Raw genomic sequence first — 14,189 nt, forward strand, 5'->3', positions numbered from 1 at the left:
TGCGCAGTGACACGGGGTGCCCGCCAGGGCTGAGATGAGACCCGTCGAACCTGATCTAGTTCGTACTAGCGAAGGGATGTCGCGAATGAGCATTCGCACGCCTGCCCACCCGACCCTCCCCGACGGTGCGGCCGTCGCCCGAGACCTGGCACGGCTGCGCTCCGCAGCGCCGCTCGTGCAGTGCATCACCAACGCGGTGGTGACCGGCTTCACCGCGAACAGCCTGCTCGCGCTCGGCGCCAGCCCCGCGATGTGCGACCTGCCCGGCGAGGCCGGCGTCTTCGCCCGGATCGCCTCCGCGACGCTGGTGAACCTCGGCACCCCGGGCGCCGAGCAGCGCGACGGCGCGCTGGAGGCGGTCGCCGCGGCGAACGACGCCGGGACCCCCTGGGTGCTCGACCCCGTCGCCGTCGGCCCGCTCCCCGTCCGCACCGCCCTGGCCGCGGAGCTGCTGGAGGCGCGGCCGGCGATCATCCGCGGCAACGCCTCCGAGATCCTCGCCCTCGCGGGTCTCGGCGCGGGCGGTCGCGGCGTCGACGCGGTCGACGGCCCGGAGGACGCGCTCGACGCGGCGCACTCGCTCGCCCGGCGCTCGGGCGCCGCGGTCGCCGTCTCGGGTGCCGTCGACGTGATCACCGACGGCGAGCGCGTCGTCCGCGTCACCGGCGGGCACCCGCTGCTCACCCGCGTCACCGGCGGCGGCTGCGCCCTCGGCGCGGTGATGGCCGCGTTCCTCGGCGCACAGGACTCCGACGCGCTCGGGGCAGCGGTCGCCGCCTCCGTGGTCTGGGGCCTCGCCGCCGAGAGCGCGGCCGCCGGCGCGAGCGGTCCCGGCTCCTTCGCGGTCGGGCTGCTCGACGCCCTCGCCGCGCTCACCGCCGACGAGGTCGAGAGCGGAGCGCGGATCGCATGATCGACCTCTCGCTCCACCTCGTCACCGACACCCGCCTCTGCGGACCGCGGGGAGTCGCGGCCGTGGTCGCTGCCGCCGTCGCGGGCGGCGTCCGCGTCGTCCAGGTCCGCGACCACGAGGCGGCCGCTGCCGAGCTCGTCGCCCTCACCTGCGCCGTCGCCGCCGTGCTCGACGAGCGCACCACGCTCCTGGTCGACGACCGCGTCGACGTCGTCCTCGCCGCCCGCCTGGCCGGCGCCCGGGTCGACGGCGTGCATGTCGGGCAATCGGACCTGCCGGTCCTCGCCGCACGCAGCATCCTCGGCCCGGGCGCCGTGGTCGGTCTCACGGCGAACACCCCGGCGCACCTCGCCGCGGCGCACGCCCTGCCCGCCGGCACCGTGGACTACCTCGGCGTCGGCGTGATCCGGGCCACGGCGACCAAGCCCGACCACCCCGTCCCGCTCGGGATCGACGGCTTCGCCGCCCTCGCCGCCGCGACTCCGCTCCCCTGCGTGGCCATCGGCGGCGTCACCGCCGACGACGCCGCGGCCCTGCGCCGGGCCGGCGCGGCCGGTCTCGCGATCGTCTCGGCGATCTGCGCCGCTGACGACCCGGGGGCCGCCGCACGCCGCTTCCGGGCGGAGTGGGACCGATGAGCGCCGCGCTCCCCGCTCCCGCCGCGATCCCCCGCGTCCTCAGCATCGCCGGCACCGACCCGACCGGCGGCGCCGGCATCCAGGCCGACCTGAAGTCGATCGGCGCGCTCGGTGGCTACGGGATGGCCGTGGTCACCGCGCTCGTCGCGCAGAACACCCGGGGGGTGCGATCCGTGCACCTGCCGCCGGCCGCGTTCCTCCGCGAGCAGCTCGACGCGGTGAGCGACGACGTCGAGATCGACGCGGTGAAGATCGGCATGATCGCGAACGCGGAGCTCGGCGCCGTGATCGCCGGCTGGCTCGACGACGTGCGCCCACCGCTCGTCGTCGTCGACCCGGTGATGATCGCGACCAGCGGGCACCGCCTGCTCGACGCGGAGGCGGAGGACGCGGTCCGCGCCCTGGTCCGCCGTGCCCACCTGGTCACCCCGAACCTCCCCGAGCTGGCCGTGCTCGCCGGCGCCGAGCCCGCCAGCGACTGGCCCGCCGCGCTCGAGCAGGCCGCCTCGATCGCCCGTACCCTCGGCACGGCCGTCCTGGTCAAGGGCGGGCACCTCGACGGCCCGGCGACTCCGGACGCGATCGTCACCCCTGACGGCGGCGCCCGCGAGGTGCCGGGACGGCGCGTCACCACCCGGAACACGCACGGCACCGGCTGCTCGCTCTCCTCCGCGATGGCGACGCTCCTGGCGGGCGGCGAGGCGACTCCGGACGCGCTGGTCCTCGCGCTGACGACGGCGAAGGACTGGCTGACCGGCGCCCTCCGCGGCGCCGACGCGCTCCGGGTCGGCAGCGGCAACGGCCCCATCGACCACTTCCACCGGCTGCGCGTCCCCGCCTTCTGCGAGCGGATGTGGGCCGGGACGGAGGCCCTCCGCGCCGAGATCGACGCGCTCCCCTTCGTCTCGGCCCTCGGCGACGGCTCCCTCGCCCGCGACGACTTCGAGTGGTACCTGGAGCAGGACGCGCTCTACCTCACCGAGTACGCCCGGGTCCTCGCCGTCGCCGCCCAGCGCGCGCCGAGCACCGCCGAGCAGGTCTTCTGGGCGGAGTCGTCCGCCTCGGCCCTCGCGGCGGAGGCGCAGCTGCACCGCGACCGCCTCGGCGAGCGCACGACGACCGCCTCGGCCACCACCCGCGGCTACGTCGACCACCTGCTCGCGGCCGGCGCCCGCGGCGGCTACGGCGAGATCGTCGCCGCCCTGCTGCCGTGCTTCTGGCTCTACGCCGACCTCGGCGAGCGCCTCGCCGCGGCGAACCGGCCGGGCCACCCCTACGCGGACTGGCTGGTGACCTACGCCGATCCCGCGTTCGCCGTCGCGACCGAGCGCGCGATCGCGATCACCGAGGCGGCCGCCGCCCGCGCCACGGACGCGGAACGCGCCGCCATGGGCGACGCGTTCCTGCGCTCGAGCGTCTTCGAGCGCGACTTCTTCGCGGCTCCGCTCAGCCGATCGCCTGGCGGAGGACGTGCATGAGCGCGTCCAGCTGAACCGTGTCGGCCGAGGCGACCTCGGCGTCCGCCCCGTCGAGCGCGCGGGCGGCGAGGCCGGCCTTCGCGTCGATCAGCTCGGCGATCTTGGCGTCGATCGTGTGCGCGGCGATGATGCGCCAGGCCGTGACCGGCTCCTCCTGGCCGATGCGGTGCACGCGGTCGATCGCCTGCGTCTGCTCGGCCGAGGTCCAGGACAGCTCGGCCAGGACGACGTTCGACGAGGCCTGCAGGTTGACGCCGACCCCCGCCGCGGTCAGCGAGCAGACCGCGACCGAGACGTCCGGGTCCTCGTTGAACGCGTCGATCTGCGACTGGCGGAACGTCGCCGACTGGTCGCCGCGGATCGAGACGGAGGTGAGCTCGCGCTTCTCGAAGGTCTCCTCCGCCTGGTCCATCACGTCGATGTGCTTGGCGAAGAAGACCACCTTGCCGACCGAGCGGGCCAGCTGCGAGGCGTAGTCGGCGGCGAGCGCCGCCTTGGCCTGGCCGATCCGGCGCACCATCGTGAAGACGTTCTCGCCGGTCTTGGCCGACTTCGACTCCTCGAGCTCGCTCTGCGCGACGATGCGGACGAAGCGCTCGCGCTCGTCGTCGTCGAGCTCGTGGGTGATCGACGCGGTGACGGCCTTGTAGCGCTGCAGCATCCGTGCGCCGAGCTCGCGCTCCGCCTTCTGGATCGAGCGGCCGAGGTCGTCGTCCAGCTCGACCGGGAGGTCGACGATCCGCTTCGAGGGCAGGTCGGCGGCGACGTCGATCTTCTTGCGGCGGACGATGCCGAGGTCGATGACCGCCTCGCGCGCCTCCGGGTAGAACCCGGTGTCGGCGGGGGTGAGCCCGGTGTCCTCGAGCAGGCCCATCAGCTCGGGCCCGGGCTTGGTCTCGTCGATCCAGCCGAGGAAGCGCCAGATGGCACGGAAGTCGTCCACGTCGTTGATGAGCGGTGTACCCGTGAGGGCGATCATCAGCGGATCGTGGCCGGGAGTCGTCTCGCGGATCTTCGCGGCCAGCGCCAGCACGCTCTGCGAGCGCTGCGAGCGGAGGTTCTTGATGAAGTGCGCCTCGTCGACGACCATCCCGCGGAAGCCGAGGCTGCCGAGCCAGCCGATGTGGCGGTCGAGGATGTCGTAGTTGACGATCACGACGTCGGCGAACGCGTCGAGCGTCCCGCCGTCGCCGTGGATGACGGTCGCGCGGCGCTGCGGCGTCCACCGCTCCACCTCGCGCGCCCAGTTCATCTTCACGACGTTGGGCACGACGGCGAGCAGCGGGTACGAGCCGGTGACGGAGGCGGCCAGCAGGCTCTGCGCCGTCTTGCCGAGTCCCGGCTCGTCGGCGAGCAGGAAGCTGCGGTGCCCCTCGCGGGCGCCCTCGATGAAGCGCGCCTGGTGCGGCATCAGGTCGCGGCCGCGCGGGGTGACCCGGTCGATCTTCGGCGGCTCGGGCAGCTCCATGCTGGCGGCGCGGCCACCGGCTCCGTACTCGAACGCCTTGAACAGCGGACCGAGCAGCTCCCAGTCGTCGAGGCGGCGACGGGCGGGCGTGGGTGCGCTCGCGATCGAGAAGTCCGGCGGGAGGAACGGGTTGGCGAGCTGGCGCGCGCGCACCGACGGCGGCACGACCTGGTTGACCGCCACCTCCGGCTTGGGCTCCGGCTCGGTCACGATCAGCAGCTCGTCCGGGCTCAGCTCGGCGCCGGCCTCGAGCAGCCAGTCGCGCCGCAGCTTCTGCGCGGCGGCGGTGATGCCGGCCTCGGACTCGAGCAGGGCGATCAGGCTGGTGTCGCGGGCGGCGGTCTTCGCGAGGATGGTCGCGATGCCGTCGAGGCGCTTCATCTCCTCCGCACGCTGCGAGTCGCTCAGCTCGGTGTCGATCTTCACCCGCTTGCGCTCCTCGCGCATCAGCAGGGCGATCACCAGGAACTTGGTCCGATTGGTCGGACCGACCTTGCCGGTCTGTGCCTTGGCCTCGACCTCGCGCACCCGGCGGGCGAGGATCGGGATGATCCCGGAGTTGTCGACCCCGCGCGAGCGCGAACGGGGCCGGGTGCCCGGGCTCGCGCTGGTCGGACGACGCGACTGACCGGACTGACGCTGGCCGCTGCGAGCCATGCTCCTCCTCGACGTGGACGGGGGCGGAGGAGGGATTCCCGCGCTCCACCGTCGCATTGCACTGTGCGTGCCTTGTGTGCTGCGTGTCTTGCGTGCAGTGCGGGTCTTGCCTGCACTGCGTGTGTTGCACTGGCCGCGTCGAGTCTGGGACGAGACGGGCACCGGTGCGCCCGGTGGCCGTCGGGAGCTCCGAGCAACGGGTCTGAGACCCGGTCGCAGCATCCCCGGCGTGCGGGCGCGCGTCGAGTCTACTCCCCCGTCACCGTCGAGGTCACTCGGTGACGCGCACGCGGATGACGAGGCCCGCCGCGACCACGACGCCGACCGCGGCGAGGTGCAGCGACGACCAGACCGCGTCCGGGAACGAGAACGGCAGCACCGGGTTCCAGAGCACCACGATCGGCACGAGCCCGATCAGCCAGTACCAGGCCTTCGCCTGGATCGCGAACCAGCCGATCACCGCCGCGAGGATCGCGACCGGGTACCGCACGAAGTCGTAGGCGTCTCCGCCGACCAGCGCGAGACCCGCCAGCAGGATGATCGCGGCGAGGACGCCCGGGGCCAGCGCCATCCTCGCGTTCGACCGGTTCGGGTAGCGGTCGCTGGTGCCGCCACGGGGCGGGCCGGACTTCTGCGCATTCACCCGTCGATCGTACGGGGCGATACCCCGCCCGGGTATCCGCTCCCGGCGTAGGCTGGCCGGGTGATCGAGGATCTGAAGAAGCGCTCCCTGCACCGCGCCCGCATCCTGGCGGGCCAGATGCGCGGCCTCGAGAAGGCCATCGAGAACGAGGACTACTGCGTCGACATCGTCACGCAGTCGCTCGCCATCCAGAAGTCGCTCGGCTCGCTGAACAAGCTGATCGTCGAGAACCACCTCCGCACCCACGTCACCGCGATGTTCGACGAGGGCGGCGACGCGCGCGAGGCCGCCATCGCCGAGCTCGTGAAGATCTTCGAGCTGTCGAACAACCGCTCGTGACCGCGCTCACCGCCGTCCGCGGCGACATCACCCGCGAGCAGGTCGACGTCATCGTCAACGCCGCCAACTCGTCCCTGCTCGGCGGCGGCGGCGTCGACGGCGCGATCCACCGCGCCGGCGGTCCCGAGATCCTCGAGGAGTGCCGCCGCCTCCGCGCCGGCGAGCTGCGCGAGGGACTCCCCGCCGGCTCCGCGGTCGCGACCACGGCCGGCCGCCTGCCCGCGCGCTGGGTCGTGCACACCGTCGGCCCCGTGTACTCGCGCAGCGACGACCGCTCGGCCGTTCTCGCCTCCGCGTACACCGAGTCGATCCGCGTCACCCGCTCCCTCGGCGCCCGGACCGTCGCCTTCCCGGCCGTCTCGGCCGGCGTCTACGGCTGGCCGATGGCGAGCGCGGCCCGCGTCGCCGTCGACTCCGTCCGCGCGGCCGCCGCCGAGGACGGCCCGGGCGCCCTCGACGAGGTCCGCTTCGTCCTCTTCTCGGACGACGCCCTCGCCGCCTTCCGCAAGGCGCTCGGCTAGCTCGCCGTCCTGGTCGCGGTGCCGGTGCCCGCGTCCGCTCCGGTACCGGATTCCGACCCCGAGTCCGTCCCTGTCCCGCTCCCCTGGCCGCCGAACGACCCGGGCCCGCCATCGCCGGGGAAACCGCCGTCCGGCATCCCGCCCCGCTGCGACGGGTCGAACCCGCCGACGGCGGTGGACCCGACCGCGTTGCCGACGGCGTAGCCGATCCCGAACCCTCCGCCCAGCAGCAACAGCCCGGCGAGGACGGCGAGCGCGATCCACCGGACGCGGCGCCGTCGCCAGAGCGGCTGACGCGCCTGCACCGGCTCCGCCGCGCTCGGCGCCACGGTTCCCGCCGCGGGCGGCGGCCACTCCGCCGTCCCCGGTCCCTGGTTCTCGATCGTGCTGCTCATCCTGCGCCTCCGGCTCTCGTCGCACCCGGCCGGGTGCAGATCCGAGAGTGCCGTCGCCGCCTATGCCCGCGGCAAGAACCGCTGATCGATCCCCGAAGAGCAGTGCACTCCCGCGCGGCCCACTCCTACGAGGACCTGGGAACGACGAAGGGAGCCGGACCTCTCGGTCACGACTCCCCTCGGATGCGCATCGCTGGGCCGAGGCGCCTACGCCGTCTTCGGCCGCGCGAACTCGTCGTACGGCAGCGTGATCGGCCGGGTCCGCGGCGGCATCCGCAGCACGGAGTCCAGGGCGGGGCCGAGGGCCTCGCGCCACGCGGAGTAGCCGGCCTCGTTGAGGTGCAGGCCGTCGGGCGAGTACTGCTCGAGCAGGGCGCCGTCCTCGCCGGCGAGCACCGGCCAGAGGTCGAGGTAGCCCGCGTGCGCCGTCGGGGCGAACTGCCAGAGGTGACGGTTCACCTCGCGGATCTGCGCGCCGAACTCGCGCGCCCGCGGCAGCAGCGAGACGACGAGGATGCGCACGTCCGGCAGATCGCGGCGGAACGTCGCGACGATCGTCTCGATGTTGCGCACGATGTGCTCGGTGGTGCGGTGGTAGGCGAGATCGTTGGTGCCGACGAGCAGCACGACCGTGTCCGGCGCCGACTCGACGAGCTCCGGGAGCCGCTCCACGACGTCGGCGCTGGTCGCCCCGCCGACGCCCTCGTCGACGACGGTCGACGCCGTCAACCACTCGTCCCAGGACCCGCCCTGGATGATGCTGTCGCCGATGAAGGCGACCTTCCCCAACTGGAGTTCGCGCCCCGCGTCCGTGTCCGACCGTTCGCTCATCGTGCTCCTCTCGTTCGTGTCCGGGGCGGCGTCGCCGCCCGCGGACCCCTCCATTGTCACCGCTGCGCCCCGCGCCCACCAGTGGAGCGCTCCGCGCCGGCGTCGGCCAGGTCGGTCGCGGTGGCCGTGATGCGGTTGGCCATCCCGTTGAAGATCACGCCGTGGAAGGGCAGGACGGCGAACCAGTAGAGCCGCCCGCCGAGTCCCTGCGGGAAGAAGACGGCGCGCTGGGTGTAGACGGATCCGCCGTCCTCTCCGGGCTCCGCGCGCATCTCGAGCCAGGCGCCGCCGGGCACCTTCATCTCCGCACGCAGGCGCAGCAGCGTCGGCCGCTCGATCGCCTCGACGCGCCAGAAGTCGAGCGCGTCGCCCGCGTGCAGCCGCTCGGAGTCGCGGCGCCCGCGCTGCAGGCCCACTCCCCCGACGAGCTTGTCCATCCAGCCGCGGATCGCCCAGGCCAGCGGGAACGAGTACCAGCCGTTCGTGCCGCCGATGCCCTCGATGACTCGCCAGAGCTTGGCCGGATCGGCGTCGGTCCGGCGCACCTTGAGGTCGACGTAGACCGTGTGGCCGGCCCACTCCGGGTCGCTCGGGAGCGGGTCGCTCGGGGCGCCGACGACCTCGGCGTTCTGCCAGCTGGTCTCGATCTCGCCGGCCTGCATCTTGCCCAGCGCGAGGCGGACCGAGCGGCGGTACGGCGTGAGGCCGCCCTCCGGGTCCGGGATCAGCTCGCGGATGTCCTGCTCGCGCACCACGCAGTCGTACTGCAGCGACGCGATGATCGGCACCGCGAGCGAGCGCGGGATCGGCGTCACCAGGTTCACCCACTGCGAGGCCAGCCACGGCGTGAAGACGGGCAGAGAGGCGATCGGACGCTGCGCGAGCCCCGCCTCGACCGCGTAGCCGTTCATCATCTGGCCGTAGCGGAGCACGTCCGGCCCGCCGATGTCGAAGGTGCGGTTGAGCGTCGCGTCCTCGAGCGCGGCGGAGCCGAGCAGGTAGTGCATCACGTCGCGGACGGCGATCGGCTGGATGAAGTTGCGCACCCACTGCGGCGCGGGCATGTACGGCAGCACGTCGGTGAGGTGCCGCACCATCTCGAATGAGGTGGATCCGGAGCCGATGATGACACCGGCCTGCAGCGCGATCGTCGGCACACCGGAGGCCATCAGGATGCGGCCCACCTCGGCCCGCGAGCGCAGGTGCGGCGACAGCTTCTCGACGTCCGGGTGCAGACCGCCGAGGTAGACGATGCGATCGACGCCGGCCGCGAGGGCCGCCTCGGCGACGTTGGTCGCGGCGCGGCTCTCCACCTCCTCGAAGCGCGCGTGGTCGGCGCCCGAGCCCATCGAGTGCACGAGGTAGTAGAGGACGCCGACGCCCTCGAACGCGGCGGCCAGCGACTCCGGGTCGCTGAGGTCGCCCTGGGCGACCTCGACGTCGTCGGCCCACGGGACCTCCGCGAGCTTGCGCGGATCGCGGACGAGCACGCGGACGCGGTAGCCGGCCTCGAGCAGGCGCGGGGTGAGGCGGCCGCCGATGTAGCCGGTCGCTCCGGTGACGAGCGCCAGCGGGCGCGTCGCGGCGGGTGAGGATTCGCTCATGCGGCCACGCTACGCCGACGGCCCTGGGCGCTCCCCTCCTGGTGCCCGAGCGCGGCCGCTGCTAGGGCCGCCTGCGCCGCCCGTCGCCGCGCGGCCCGCCAGGGGTCCGGCGATCAGCCCGCCGGTCGCTCCGCGCCGAGGATCCCGCGGACCTTCTCGACGTCGTCGTTCATCTGCCGGATCAGCGGCTCGACGCCCTCGTAGGCCACCTGGCCGCGGATGCGCGAGACGAAGGCGACGTCGACGACGCGGTCGTAGAGGTCGATCGTCTCGTCCAGCAGATAGGCCTCGACCTGCTTGGGCGGCACTCCGACGAAGGTCGGGTTGCTCCCCACCGAGATCGCCGCCGGGTAGGTGCGGCCCTCGGTGACGAAGCGGCCGGCGTAGACGCCGTCGGCCGGGATGAGCCCCTGCGACTCCGGCGAGAGGTTCGCGGTGGGGAAGCCGAGCTCGCGGCCGCGCTTGGCGCCGTGCACGACGACACCGCGCACCACCGGTTCGTGGCCGAGCAGCCAGGTCGCGTGCTCCACGTCGCCCTCGGCCAGCAGCTCGCGGATCCAGGTGGAGGAGACGCGGCGCCCGTGCTCGGGCCGGACGTCGTCGATCAGCTCGACCTCGAAGCCGTGCCTCGCGCCGAGCTCCCGGAGCCTGGCCACGTCCCCCGCGCCGTGCGCGCCGAAGCGGAAGTCGGAGCCGACGAGCACCACGCGCGCCGCCAGGGCGTCCACGAGCACCTGACGGACGAACTCCTCCGCGGTGAGCGAGCGGAACTGCTCGTCGAACGCCAGGAGCAGGGTCGCGTCGACGCCGGTCTCGGCCAGCAGCTCGAGCTTCTGCTCGTTGCCGACGAGAGCCGGGGGGCACTTCTCCGGAGCGATGACGCTGAGCGGGTTGCGGTCGAACGTGACGACGACCGCGGCGAGCCCGCGCTCGCGCGCCCGGGTGTGCAGCGTGTCGATCACGGCGCGGTGACCGGTGTGCACGCCGTCGAACTTGCCGATGGTCACCGCCGACGGGCCGATGCCGGTGAGGTCGGCCGGGCGCTGCTCGACCCGCATCAGGCCGCCGTCCCCGCCGCCGGCCGGCGCCCCTGCACACGCAGCCACCAGAGCCCGAGCACCGGCAGCACCAGCGGGATGAGCAGGTAGCCGGCGCCGAAGGCCGCCCAGACGGTCGACTGCCGGCCGAACGGGTCGGCGCTGGACAGGCCGAGCAGCTGCGGGGCGAGCACGCTGATCGCGCCGACGACGAGCACGCCGACCAGCTCGAAGGTGATGGTCACGAAGGCGATGCGCTGCCACACCCGGCCCGGAGCGACGAGCGCGACGGTCGCGACGATGTAGACGACCGCGGAGAGCGCCGAGAGCGAGAAGGCGAGCGGCGCCTCGTCGAAGCGGTCGATGATCTGGAAGACCGAGCGGCCGGTCGCGGCGAGCGCGAGGATGCCGTAGACGACCACGAGCAGGCTGCCGATCCCCCGCGATCGCGCGGAGCGGGCGGGTCGCTGCTCCGGGTTCGGCACGGCCGGCTGGTGGGCGGCCCGTCCGGGCGCATCGCTGGGTTGGTTCGACATCGCAGGGTCAATGCTAGGCGCTCGCCGCTCCTCCCGGCCGCGACCGGGGATCGCGGGGGTCAGACGACCTGCACGTACCAGATCTGGTGCATCCGGTAGACCATCACCGCGATGGCGAGGCAGACGACGCCGAGGACGACCGTGCTCCAGCGGCTGCGCTCGATCAGCGCCCAGAAGCCCGCCGCGAGCGGCAGGATCAGCGCCGAGACGAGGTAGATGTAGAACTCGGGCAGGCTGCCCGTCGGCCGGTTGCCCACCAGCGGCGAGACGATCGCGACGGCGAGCTGCACGATCAGCAGCAGCTCGACGATGGCGGTCGCGCCGACCGAGACGTCGGAGGGGCGCCGGCCGAGGAGGCCGAGCACCAGGCAGAGCAGTCCGGCGGCGACCGCGATGCCGACCTGGAGGGTGGTGAACCAGTCGATCACGGCGCGGCCACCCGGAGCTCCTCGGTCGGGAAGTTCACCACGCTCTTCAGCGCCGCGCCCCGGCGCTCGGCGAGGCCGACCAGCCGCTCGCCCGGGCCGACCGCGGCGAGCAGGCCCTTCGCGCCCGCGAACGCCTCGGGGACGGGGATCCGCTTGCCGTTCGCGAGGTCGACCGCCTCGCGCGCATCGAGGTGCAGCAGCGGGAACAGCTCGCCCGCGACCGCGGTCGGCGCCAGCAGGGCCGCCGGGACGTCGAGCTCGTCGATGTCGCCGGCCGCGGCGACGCGGAACGGGCCGACGGCCGTGCGCCGGAGCACCGTCAGGTGGCCGCCGACGCCGAGCGCCGCCCCCAGGTCGCGGGCGAGAGCGCGGATGTAGGTGCCGGAGGAGCAGGCGACGCGGACGTCGAGATCGAGGAAGCCGTCGACCTCGTGGCGCTCGAGCACCTCGAACCCGCTCACCACGACCGGCCGGGCCGGCAGCACGACCTCCTCGCCGTCGCGGACGCGGGCGTAGGCGCGACGGCCGTCCACCTTGATCGCGCTCACGGCGCTCGGGACCTGCTCGATCGCTCCGGTGAGGGTCGCCACGACGGCGTCGATCGCGTCGGCGGTGAGAGCGGCGACGGCACCGGGCTCCGCGGTCGAGAGCGTCTCGCCCTCGCGGTCGTCGGTGCCGGTCGCGGCGCCGAGGCGGATCGTCGCCTCGTACTCCTTGTCCAGTCCGACCAGGTAGGTGAGGAGCCGGGTCGAGGGGCCGAGGCCCAGGATCATCAGCCCGGTCGCCATCGGATCGAGCGTCCCGGCGTGGCCGACCTTGCGCGTCCCGGCGCGGCGACGGGTCCGCGAGACCAGGTCGTGGCTGGTGATGCCGCCCGGCTTGTCCAGCAGGAGGATCCCGTTCGGAGCCGCCGCAGAAGGGCTGGGAGTCTCGAGCACGGGTGCGAGGATACACGCGCAGTTCGGGAGCGGGCCCCGTGCGGTCCGCCCCGGCACTGCCCGGGCTCGCCGCCGTTCTAGGCTGTCCGGATGAGGATCGCCGTACTCGGAGCGGGCGCCGTCGGCGGCACCGTCGCCGCCCTGCTCGACCGCGCGGGGCACGACGTCGAGGTGACCGCCCGCGGCGACAACCTCACCGCGATCCGGCGGCAGGGCCTCCGTCTCGACGGCGCCTGGGGCGAGCACACCGCCTGGGTCCGCTGCGGCGAGACGCTCGACCTCGTGCCCGACCTCGCCGTGCTCTGCACGAAGGCGCAGGACGCGGAGGACGCGCTCCGCGCGAACCGCCGGACCGTCGACGGCACACTCCTCGTCGTCGTGCAGAACGGACTCGACGGGCTGCAGGCGGCCGCCCGGCAGGTCCGCGACGCCCGCCTCGTCGGCGCACTCGCCCTCTTCGCCGCCAGTCACCTCGAGCCCGGCCGCGTCACCGTGACCGCGCCGGCGACCACGACGCTCGGCGTGCCCGGCCGCCCGGCCGACGACGACGTCCGCCGCGCCGCCGCGATCCTCGGCGAGGCCGTCCCCACCGCGACCACCGACGACTTCCTCGGCGCGCAGTGGACGAAGCTGCTGATCAACGAGGTCAACGCGCTGCCCGCGATCACCGGGCTCTCGGTGCAGGAGACGATCGCGCACCCGGGCCTGCGCCGGCTGCTCGCGCGGGCGATGCGCGAGGCGGCGCGGATCGGCATCGCCTCGGGCGTCCGCTTCGGCGCGCTGCAGGGCCTGTCCGACGCGCGGATCCGCACGCTCGCCGCCGCCCCGCTGCCGGTGCTCGAGCTGCTGCCGCGACGGATGGCGGGGCGGATGGGCGACGTCCCGAACCCCGGATCGACGCTGCAGAGCGTGAAGCGCGGAGTGCCGAGCGAGATCGATCACCTCGCCGGCGCCGTGGTCCGCACCGCGCACCGGCTGGGGCGCGACGCCCCGGTCAATCAGCTGCTCGTCGAGCTCGTGCACGAGGTCGAGCGCGCCGGCGCCTTCCTGCCCCCCGACGAGGTCGTCCGGCGCGCGTCCTCGATCTAGCCGCGGCCGGCGCTCAGCAGAGTCGGCTCAGCACTAGTCGGCGCCCAGAGGGAACGGGTTCTCAGCAGGAATCGGCGAACAGCCGGCGCGGGTACTCCGGGTCGCGGATGTCGACGAGGATCCCCGCGAGCCGCCGCGGATCGGTGCTCGCCCGGTAGAGCTCGTCGACCGGCGGCTCCTGGGTGTCGAGCCGGATCGAGGTGCTCCAGGCGCCGCGCAGCTCCGGTCGCAGGGCGAACGGCCCGTCCACGAGCAGCAGGGCGTCGCGCCCCGCGGTGCGCCAGCGCGCCTGCCGTGCCTCGTCGCGCACGCCGTCGTAGCCGGCGAGCACGAAGCCGGTGCTGCCGCCGAGCTTGAACGGGTCGAGCAGCACGCGCCGCAGCAGCTCGTAGTCGTAGCCCGCGAGGTAGGCGCGCTGCGCCTCCGGGATCGACGGATCCTCCCGCTCGGCGCGCGGCCGGCGGAAGTCGGCGAGGTGCGCGACCACCGCGTCGCGGCCGGTGCGGCGCACCGCCTCGGCCAGCTCCAGGGCGAACGGACCGGACACGTCAGGGTCGTCGCCGTCGATCCCGACCGCGACGCGGCCGTGGCCGTAGTTGTGCAGCACCTCCGCCGCGAGCGCGTCGAGCACATCGGCCTTCTGCGGAGCCCACTTGGTCATTCGTCCACGATAC

The 14,189-nt window shown here is 73.9% G+C and carries 16 protein-coding genes and 1 riboswitch; of the genes, 6 read left to right on the top strand and 10 right to left on the bottom strand.

Translation table 11 applies throughout. The features are described from left to right. Positions 1-2: 2 nt before the first annotated feature. Positions 3-94: riboswitch (TPP riboswitch) on the top strand. From thiM to thiD, 3 genes are all read left to right on the top strand, one after another. After that, on the top strand, positions 86-913 hold the full coding sequence (thiM, locus tag GSU72_RS12375) for a hydroxyethylthiazole kinase (RefSeq protein WP_159985333.1): 828 nt from the start codon (positions 86-88) through the stop codon (positions 911-913). It overlaps the preceding riboswitch by 9 nt. Next, complete coding sequence (gene thiE / locus GSU72_RS12380) at positions 910-1,551, top strand: thiamine phosphate synthase (RefSeq protein ID WP_159985335.1); 642 nt, start codon at positions 910-912, stop codon at positions 1,549-1,551. Before thiM ends, thiE begins: the two co-directional genes overlap by 4 nt. Then, complete coding sequence (gene thiD, locus GSU72_RS12385; RefSeq protein ID WP_159985336.1) at positions 1,548-3,029, top strand: bifunctional hydroxymethylpyrimidine kinase/phosphomethylpyrimidine kinase; 1,482 nt, start codon at positions 1,548-1,550, stop codon at positions 3,027-3,029. The genes thiE and thiD overlap by 4 nt, the downstream gene beginning before the upstream one ends. On the opposite strand, the gene GSU72_RS12390 is transcribed toward thiD, so the two are convergent. Further along, positions 2,998-5,154 (bottom strand): DEAD/DEAH box helicase, encoded by a 2,157-nt coding sequence (locus GSU72_RS12390; RefSeq protein WP_159985338.1) that lies wholly within the window; start codon positions 5,152-5,154, stop codon positions 2,998-3,000. The two genes, thiD and GSU72_RS12390, sit on opposite strands and share 32 nt — an antisense overlap. A 271-nt stretch (positions 5,155-5,425) precedes the next feature. Beyond that, entirely contained in the window at positions 5,426-5,797 is a 372-nt protein-coding gene (locus tag GSU72_RS12395; protein WP_244255791.1) for a DUF6804 family protein, read from the bottom strand. A 60-nt stretch (positions 5,798-5,857) separates the two neighbouring features. Here GSU72_RS12395 and GSU72_RS12400 point away from each other — a divergent pair, with 60 nt between their 5' ends. Both GSU72_RS12400 and GSU72_RS12405 read left to right on the top strand, forming a co-directional pair. Then, positions 5,858-6,136 carry a metal-sensitive transcriptional regulator gene (locus tag GSU72_RS12400; RefSeq protein ID WP_123445545.1) on the top strand — a complete coding sequence of 93 codons (279 nt, stop codon included), beginning with the start codon at positions 5,858-5,860 and terminating at the stop codon, positions 6,134-6,136. Then, complete coding sequence (locus tag GSU72_RS12405) at positions 6,133-6,657, top strand: O-acetyl-ADP-ribose deacetylase (protein WP_159985340.1); 525 nt, start codon at positions 6,133-6,135, stop codon at positions 6,655-6,657. Before GSU72_RS12400 ends, GSU72_RS12405 begins: the two co-directional genes overlap by 4 nt. On the opposite strand, the gene GSU72_RS12410 is transcribed toward GSU72_RS12405, so the two are convergent. From GSU72_RS12410 to truB, 7 genes are all read right to left on the bottom strand, one after another. Further along, on the bottom strand, positions 6,654-7,052 hold the full coding sequence (locus tag GSU72_RS12410) for a hypothetical protein (RefSeq protein ID WP_159985341.1): 399 nt from the start codon (positions 7,050-7,052) through the stop codon (positions 6,654-6,656). The genes GSU72_RS12405 and GSU72_RS12410 overlap by 4 nt on opposite strands. Positions 7,053-7,259: 207 nt before the next feature. Then, the gene (locus tag GSU72_RS12415; protein ID WP_159985343.1) at positions 7,260-7,883 is read right to left on the bottom strand and encodes a GDSL-type esterase/lipase family protein; all 624 of its coding nucleotides are present in this window, start codon (positions 7,881-7,883) and stop codon (positions 7,260-7,262) included. Between the two features lie 56 nt (positions 7,884-7,939). After that, on the bottom strand, positions 7,940-9,487 hold the full coding sequence (locus GSU72_RS12420) for an SDR family oxidoreductase (RefSeq protein WP_159985345.1): 1,548 nt from the start codon (positions 9,485-9,487) through the stop codon (positions 7,940-7,942). A gap of 113 nt (positions 9,488-9,600) precedes the next feature. Next, positions 9,601-10,545: a bifunctional riboflavin kinase/FAD synthetase gene (locus GSU72_RS12425; RefSeq protein ID WP_159985347.1), complete on the bottom strand. Its 945-nt coding sequence runs from the start codon at positions 10,543-10,545 to the stop codon at positions 9,601-9,603. Then, complete coding sequence (locus GSU72_RS12430; RefSeq protein WP_244255792.1) at positions 10,545-11,060, bottom strand: hypothetical protein; 516 nt, start codon at positions 11,058-11,060, stop codon at positions 10,545-10,547. Before GSU72_RS12430 ends, GSU72_RS12425 begins: the two co-directional genes overlap by 1 nt. 59 nt (positions 11,061-11,119) lie before the next feature. Continuing rightward, complete coding sequence (locus tag GSU72_RS12435; RefSeq protein WP_159985349.1) at positions 11,120-11,488, bottom strand: hypothetical protein; 369 nt, start codon at positions 11,486-11,488, stop codon at positions 11,120-11,122. Continuing rightward, positions 11,485-12,426: a tRNA pseudouridine(55) synthase TruB gene (gene truB / locus GSU72_RS12440; protein ID WP_159985351.1), complete on the bottom strand. Its 942-nt coding sequence runs from the start codon at positions 12,424-12,426 to the stop codon at positions 11,485-11,487. Before truB ends, GSU72_RS12435 begins: the two co-directional genes overlap by 4 nt. A 90-nt stretch (positions 12,427-12,516) precedes the next feature. Here truB and GSU72_RS12445 point away from each other — a divergent pair, with 90 nt between their 5' ends. Further along, positions 12,517-13,515 carry a 2-dehydropantoate 2-reductase gene (locus GSU72_RS12445; protein WP_159985353.1) on the top strand — a complete coding sequence of 333 codons (999 nt, stop codon included), beginning with the start codon at positions 12,517-12,519 and terminating at the stop codon, positions 13,513-13,515. Positions 13,516-13,576: 61 nt separating this feature from the next. Here GSU72_RS12445 and GSU72_RS12450 read toward each other — a convergent pair whose 3' ends face one another. Then, a complete protein-coding gene (locus GSU72_RS12450) occupies positions 13,577-14,176 on the bottom strand; it encodes a hypothetical protein (RefSeq protein ID WP_159985354.1) in 600 nt (199 codons plus the stop codon). Positions 14,177-14,189 lie beyond the last annotated feature (13 nt).

The sequence above is a fragment of the Rathayibacter sp. VKM Ac-2760 genome (genome assembly GCF_009834185.1).
GTDB lineage: Bacteria > Actinomycetota > Actinomycetes > Actinomycetales > Microbacteriaceae > Rathayibacter.

Bases quoted from the DNA above. Each gene is read 5' to 3' on its own strand.
- thiD (WP_159985336.1), top strand. From the start codon at position 1,548: ATGAGCGCCGCGCTCCCCGCTCCCGCCGCGATCCCCCGCGTCCTCAGC.
- GSU72_RS12420 (WP_159985345.1), bottom strand. From the start codon at position 9,487: ATGAGCGAATCCTCACCCGCCGCGACGCGCCCGCTGGCGCTCGTCACC.
- GSU72_RS12425 (WP_159985347.1), bottom strand. From the start codon at position 10,545: ATGCGGGTCGAGCAGCGCCCGGCCGACCTCACCGGCATCGGCCCGTCG.
- GSU72_RS12410 (WP_159985341.1), bottom strand. From the start codon at position 7,052: ATGAGCAGCACGATCGAGAACCAGGGACCGGGGACGGCGGAGTGGCCG.
- GSU72_RS12415 (WP_159985343.1), bottom strand. From the start codon at position 7,883: ATGAGCGAACGGTCGGACACGGACGCGGGGCGCGAACTCCAGTTGGGG.
- thiM (WP_159985333.1), top strand. From the start codon at position 86: ATGAGCATTCGCACGCCTGCCCACCCGACCCTCCCCGACGGTGCGGCC.
- GSU72_RS12450 (WP_159985354.1), bottom strand. From the start codon at position 14,176: ATGACCAAGTGGGCTCCGCAGAAGGCCGATGTGCTCGACGCGCTCGCG.
- thiE (WP_159985335.1), top strand. From the start codon at position 910: ATGATCGACCTCTCGCTCCACCTCGTCACCGACACCCGCCTCTGCGGA.
- GSU72_RS12430 (WP_244255792.1), bottom strand. From the start codon at position 11,060: ATGTCGAACCAACCCAGCGATGCGCCCGGACGGGCCGCCCACCAGCCG.
- GSU72_RS12390 (WP_159985338.1), bottom strand. From the start codon at position 5,154: ATGGCTCGCAGCGGCCAGCGTCAGTCCGGTCAGTCGCGTCGTCCGACC.
- GSU72_RS12445 (WP_159985353.1), top strand. From the start codon at position 12,517: ATGAGGATCGCCGTACTCGGAGCGGGCGCCGTCGGCGGCACCGTCGCC.